General features: G+C 68.6%; 9 protein-coding genes. All 9 read right to left on the reverse strand.

What is annotated here, in order from left to right:
• Nucleotides 1-197, reverse strand: a 197-nt coding sequence (locus LQR33_RS23695; RefSeq protein WP_231470697.1) for a hypothetical protein, incomplete at its 3' end; no start/stop codon positions are given.
• Nucleotides 194-748: a type III secretion system domain-containing protein gene (locus LQR33_RS23700; protein ID WP_166440858.1), complete on the reverse strand. Its 555-nt coding sequence runs from the start codon at nucleotides 746-748 to the stop codon at nucleotides 194-196. The genes LQR33_RS23695 and LQR33_RS23700, both read right to left, overlap by 4 nt.
• On the reverse strand, nucleotides 745-1,446 hold the full coding sequence (gene sctJ, locus LQR33_RS23705) for a type III secretion system inner membrane ring lipoprotein SctJ (RefSeq protein ID WP_104946557.1): 702 nt from the start codon (nucleotides 1,444-1,446) through the stop codon (nucleotides 745-747). The genes LQR33_RS23700 and sctJ overlap by 4 nt, the downstream gene beginning before the upstream one ends.
• Entirely contained in the window at nucleotides 1,443-1,694 is a 252-nt protein-coding gene (sctI, locus tag LQR33_RS23710; RefSeq protein ID WP_231179696.1) for a type III secretion system inner rod subunit SctI, read from the reverse strand. The genes sctJ and sctI overlap by 4 nt, the downstream gene beginning before the upstream one ends.
• Nucleotides 1,691-1,960 (reverse strand): EscG/YscG/SsaH family type III secretion system needle protein co-chaperone, encoded by a 270-nt coding sequence (locus tag LQR33_RS23715; protein ID WP_051238514.1) that lies wholly within the window; start codon nucleotides 1,958-1,960, stop codon nucleotides 1,691-1,693. The genes sctI and LQR33_RS23715 overlap by 4 nt, the downstream gene beginning before the upstream one ends.
• A gap of 5 nt (nucleotides 1,961-1,965) precedes the next feature.
• Nucleotides 1,966-2,184 (reverse strand): type III secretion system needle filament subunit SctF, encoded by a 219-nt coding sequence (gene sctF, locus LQR33_RS23720; protein WP_021478894.1) that lies wholly within the window; start codon nucleotides 2,182-2,184, stop codon nucleotides 1,966-1,968.
• 15 nt (nucleotides 2,185-2,199) lie between these two features.
• The gene (locus tag LQR33_RS23725; RefSeq protein WP_231470699.1) at nucleotides 2,200-2,919 is read right to left on the reverse strand and encodes a helix-turn-helix transcriptional regulator; all 720 of its coding nucleotides are present in this window, start codon (nucleotides 2,917-2,919) and stop codon (nucleotides 2,200-2,202) included.
• Between the two features lie 66 nt (nucleotides 2,920-2,985).
• A complete protein-coding gene (locus LQR33_RS23730; protein WP_104946555.1) occupies nucleotides 2,986-3,225 on the reverse strand; it encodes an EscE/YscE/SsaE family type III secretion system needle protein co-chaperone in 240 nt (79 codons plus the stop codon).
• Between the two features lie 13 nt (nucleotides 3,226-3,238).
• Nucleotides 3,239-3,899 (reverse strand): type III secretion system inner membrane ring subunit SctD (gene sctD, locus LQR33_RS23735; RefSeq protein ID WP_231470701.1); only part of this gene is annotated, 661 nt, incomplete at its 5' end.

A 3,899-nucleotide genomic window follows, 5' to 3' on the forward strand; every position in this document is an offset into this window, starting at 1 on the left:
GCGTCGAGCCGGGCCTGTTCCAGTTCGGCCCGCGCCTGGCGGCGCAGGGCATCGGCGTCGTCGCGCGCCGCCGCCCTCTCCGCCTCCATCGCGGCCAATATGTCCTGCCTGGCCGCCAGTTCGGCGGCCGAAATCACGGTTGCCGCCGGCAATGGCCCCGGCAGAACAGCCACGGGGATTCGCAGCGGATTGTTCATAGCCACCTCGACAATTTTTGCAGCGCCGGCTCAAGCGGCGCCGCCGGCGCTGCCTGCGCGGAAGGCGCCCACAGCAGGCGGCACAAACGCAGCGACGGTTCGGCCGCGTCCGCCAGCCAGGCGGCGCCCAGCGCGCGGGCGGCATCCGGCAGTTCGGCCGGCGTCAGCTCCGCGGCGGCTGCGCCCCTGGGCAACAGCGCTTGCAACTGCGTCTGCGCGCGCGCGTCCAGCACAGGCGACAGCGCCTCGCGGTAAGGTTTGAGCAGCAGATAATCGGGACAGCGCAAGGCCCACAGGCCCAGCGCCGCGCACAGCGCCTCGCGGCGCATGTCGTCTTCCAGCAATGCCTCCGCCAATGGCGACGGCTCGGGCGCGCCGCCCGCATGGCCCAGGCGGCTGGCGATCAGGCTGTCCAGCGCCGGCCGCGTCAGCGCCTGGCCTGCATAGGCGGACCGCCAGCCGGCCAGGCCCAGCTTGTCCCACCAGCCATCGGCCATTTCCCGGCCCGGCCGCCGCCACAGCGCGTGCAGCCGCCGCAAGGCCGGGCTCATCCGACGGCCTCCGGCCGGCGGCGCCACCACAGCGCGGCGATGCACAGGCCGCCGAGCAACAGGGTTCCCCCTCCCGCGGCGATGGGCAGCCAGGGAATGGCTTGCGCCCTGGGCTCTGCCGCGGGCTGGTAGCGGTATTCCGCCCGCTGCAGGGTGATGCTGATGCGATCGGCGGCCAGGCCGGGAATGCCGTCCCGCACCAGCGCGCGGATTTCCGGCTCGCGCGCGGCCAGGTTGACCTCCGGACTGTATTTGATGAACACCGCCGCCGACGCCGGCGGCGGCGCTTCGCCGTCGACGCCGCGCGGCTCGGCCACCGACACCTCGGCGGCCACCACGCCGTCCATGCTGGACAGCATCTTTTCCAGCTGCTGGCTCTTCAGATAGCTGAGCTTGGCTTCCTCCTGCTCCGGCGACGACACCAGCTGGCCACTGGGAAACAGGTCCTGCATGGTCACCGTCTTGCGCCGCGGCAGGCCGTTCTGGCGCAGCACCTCCACCGCGTCGACGAAACGGTCGCGCTCCACCTTCAGCGTCACGCCGTCCTTGGACACCTCCTTGTCCGCCGGAATCTTGTTGTACATCAGCAGCGCCAGCATCTGGTTGGCCTCGCTCTCGTCCAGCTTGCTGTAAAGCTCGCTCTTGCAGCCGGCCAGCAGCAAGACGCTCAGCAGCAGGATCCAAGGCGCGATTTTCATTGCATGCTGACCAGCTTGTTGATCGACTGGGTCAGCGAGCCCGCCACTTTGGCGGTCAACTCGGAGCCGACGGTGAGCTCGCTGAGCACGCTCTGGGCGGCGAACAGCGCGTCCGGCGAGTCGGCCGCTTTCTGGCTGTCCAGCAAGGCCGCGAAACGCTGCTGGGAAGAGGCGTCAGGCGCTGGCGCCTCGCTCTGCCCCAGCGGAGCGAGGGCGGCGAGGGCGTGGGAAATGGCTTCTATGCTCATGATTTTTCCTCCGAAGAAGTCGCGTTCAGCAAGGCGCGCAAGGGGGCGCAATCGTCATCAGGCAAGGCGGCCAGCCGGGCGGCGGCGGCCCGGCGGCGGCCCAGGCCGAACAGCAGCACGGCCTCGCAGCGCGCCAGTTGGGCGGGCTCGTCCAACCAGTCGGGCAAGGCGGCCAGGATGTCGTGCATCTCGGCCCGCAGGCCATGGTTGACGGCGGCGAAGCCGGCCTCGATCACCAGGCGGGAAATGGGAAGTTCTGCGCGCATGCTCTTCATCCGATCTTGGAGATGATGCCCATCATCATGTCCTTGACCGCCTTCATCACCGAGCTTTCGTAGCCGATCATCACCGAGTACTGCTGCAGCGCGTACTGCGACTTGAGCATGCTTTCCGGGTTGTTCTGCACATCGCTGTTCATGGCGGCCTCCGCGTTGTTGGCCGCCTGCGATATCTGTCCGCCGATCTGGGAAACGATGGAATCGATATTCATGAAAGGCTCCTTGACTCAAAACAGCAGCGACGCCGCGAGCGGCACGGTCGGCGCCTCCCGCCTGACGTCGCTGGGCGACATGCGGAAATGGCGGCGAAAGCTGTCGGAAAAGTGCGCCGGGTTGCCGAAGCCTGACTCCAGCGCCACGTCGATCACTTTCTTGGTGGTGGTTTCCAGCAAGCCCCTCGCGTATTCCAGCCGTTGCACCAGCAGCCAGTGCTTGGCGGACACGCCGTACTTTTCCTTGAACAGCTGGTTGAACTTGCGCAGCGGCAATCCCAGCGCGTCGGCGTAGCGGGCCACCGGCCACGGCTGCAGCCGGTGGCGGTGGATGAAATCGAACAGGTCCAGGTCGGCCGCCACCAGATAGCGCAGCAGGGCCGCGCAGTATTCGCCGTCCACCGCCAGGCAATACGACAGCACAAAGCGCAGCATCGCGCAGCGGTCGGCCTCGGCCAGTTGCCCTGCCGCGCGCAGCACGCCGTCCTCGGCGGGGATGTTGCGGGGGATGTCCAGCATCGCGCCGCGGCCGCCGTCCGGCAGCAGCTGCTGCATGTCGCGGTAAACCAGTTGCAGCTCCATGGCGGAAACGGGGTAGGCCCGTCCCGTCGCGGACAGCTCCGGCGTCCCCGTTCCCGCCATCAGCAACAGGCTGGGGCCGAGAACCGGATAGCTTTGCCCGGCAACGCGTACCATGTCGTCTTCCGTTGTCAGGATGATGTGCAGACAAGTCATCGCGCGCTCCTTTTGTTCACCATATGGCCATCATCGCGCCGGGCTCCAGCCGGCTCCATCAGGTCATCACCTGAGTTGGGCGGTCCCGCGATGCCGTCTATGCCAGACGGTGTCGACCACCCGCATCGCCGCCAGGCAGGCCAGCCGCTGGCGCTCCAGCTTGGCGTAGGCGGCGGCGCTTTGCGGCTGGCGCTGCCTCAGTCCCAGATCGGCGGCCTCAGCGGCCAGCGCCGCCAGCATCCGTCCCAGATCGCGGCCGTTCGGATCGGCCGCCAGTGTGTCTTCAAGTTCGGTCAAGGTATGCATGGAAACTCTCCGTTCAGCCGTGCAAGGGCAGGAACACCAGTTGTCGATTGCCGGCGATGGAAACGCCGGCCGGCGTGATCGCTACGATGCGCATGCTCCGCTTGATCGGGCTGCCGGGCTGCAAGCGCATGCCGTTGGCCAGCTCCAGATAAGGCTCCCGGACATTGCCGCCCACCCCTGAGATGGCGGCGGGCAGGTAGTCGGCCGGCTGGGCGGTGCTGGCGGCGCTGATGAAGCGGAAGCGCCCGCTCTTGCCGGCTTCGGCGTTGAACCGAGCCAGCAGCGCGTCCAAAGCGGCCTGGCGCGCGGCGTCCAGCTGTCCGGACAAGACCCAGCCCTGCTCCGTTCTGGCCGCGCTGAGGCCGGACAGCAGCCCAGCCTGCCGCAAGCGGTCCAGCAGCGCCGCCAGGGCGTCTGCGCCGCGATCGGTGAAGCGCCAGCCCTGCAGGCCGGGCAATTGATCCAGCGCGGCGGAGAGCTCGGCGAAACGGGCGTCGCTCTCCACCTGGCCGTCGATATCCGCGCGTCCCTGCGCGTCCAGCGACACCGTGACGTCCGGATAGCCGTAGCTGCCCAGCAGCGCGCGCACCGAGCGCCGCAATTCGTCGTCGCACACCGTTTCCTGGCGCAGCCGCACGCCGGCGGCGCGCAGCCGGGCGGTCAGCGCGGACAGC

The sequence above is a fragment of the Chromobacterium piscinae genome (genome assembly GCF_021129175.1).
GTDB lineage: Bacteria > Pseudomonadota > Gammaproteobacteria > Burkholderiales > Chromobacteriaceae > Chromobacterium > Chromobacterium piscinae.

Coding starts and splice junctions, on each gene's coding strand:
- sctF (WP_021478894.1), bottom strand. CDS start 2,184: ATGAATATCGATTCCATCGTTTCCCAGATCGGCGGACAGATATCGCAG.
- LQR33_RS23700 (WP_166440858.1), bottom strand. CDS start 748: ATGAGCCCGGCCTTGCGGCGGCTGCACGCGCTGTGGCGGCGGCCGGGC.
- LQR33_RS23725 (WP_231470699.1), bottom strand. CDS start 2,919: ATGACTTGTCTGCACATCATCCTGACAACGGAAGACGACATGGTACGC.
- sctJ (WP_104946557.1), bottom strand. CDS start 1,446: ATGAAAATCGCGCCTTGGATCCTGCTGCTGAGCGTCTTGCTGCTGGCC.
- LQR33_RS23715 (WP_051238514.1), bottom strand. CDS start 1,960: ATGCGCGCAGAACTTCCCATTTCCCGCCTGGTGATCGAGGCCGGCTTC.
- LQR33_RS23730 (WP_104946555.1), bottom strand. CDS start 3,225: ATGCATACCTTGACCGAACTTGAAGACACACTGGCGGCCGATCCGAAC.
- sctI (WP_231179696.1), bottom strand. CDS start 1,694: ATGAGCATAGAAGCCATTTCCCACGCCCTCGCCGCCCTCGCTCCGCTG.